The organism is Streptomyces sp. TRM49041 (genome assembly GCF_008271805.1).
GTDB lineage: Bacteria > Actinomycetota > Actinomycetes > Streptomycetales > Streptomycetaceae > Streptomyces.
In genome coordinates this window covers 1-747 of record NZ_VSRY01000037.1, presented here as the reverse complement: position 1 = coordinate 747, position 747 = coordinate 1, and the positions used below count along the sequence as shown (strand labels likewise).

Here is a 747-nt window from a genome sequence, read left to right as displayed (position 1 = left end):
GCGTCCGGGCGGGACGCGATGGGCCCGTTCCCGGCCGACCGCGGCTGGGACCTGGAGGGGCTGTACGACCCGGACCCCGACCAGGTGGGAACGGTCTACACACGAGCTGGTGGTTTCGTCGACCGCATCGGCGAGTTCGACGCGGACTTCTTCGGGATCAGCCCGCGCGAGGCGCTGGCCATGGACCCGCAGCAGCGTCTGCTGCTGGAGGCGTCGTGGGAGGCGTTCGAGGACGCCGGCATCGGCCTGACCTCGCTGCGCGGCAGCAACACCGGCGTCTTCTGCGGCACCGTCGCCTCGGGTTACCACGCGACGATGGTCCCGGAGCTGGAGGGTTACCACCTCACCGGCACCACCATGAGCGTGGTGTCCGGCCGTATCGCGTACACCCTCGGCTTCGAGGGCCCTGCGGTGTCGGTGGACACGGCCTGCTCCTCCTCCGCCGTCGCCCTGCACCTGGCTTCCCAGGCCCTGCGGGCAGGCGAGTGCGAGATGGCCCTGGTCGCTGGCATCTCGCTCATGGCCACACCGGACCTGCTCATCGGCTTCAGCCGTCAGCGCGGTCTGGCCCGTGACGGGCGCTGCAAGGCGTACTCGGCGTCGGCGGACGGCACTGGGTTTTCGGATGGTGTCGGTGTGCTTGTGGTGGAGCGGTTGTCGGACGCGCAGCGCAAGGGGCGGCGCATTCTGGGTGTGATCCGTGGCAGTGCGGTGAACCAGGACGGTGCGAGCAATGGTCTGACCGCG

The 747-nt window shown here is 70.0% G+C and carries 1 protein-coding gene; it reads left to right on the top strand.

The window, feature by feature from the left end:
• Positions 1–747 (top strand): polyketide synthase (locus FVS66_RS01735; protein WP_149179157.1); only part of this gene is annotated, 747 nt, incomplete at both ends.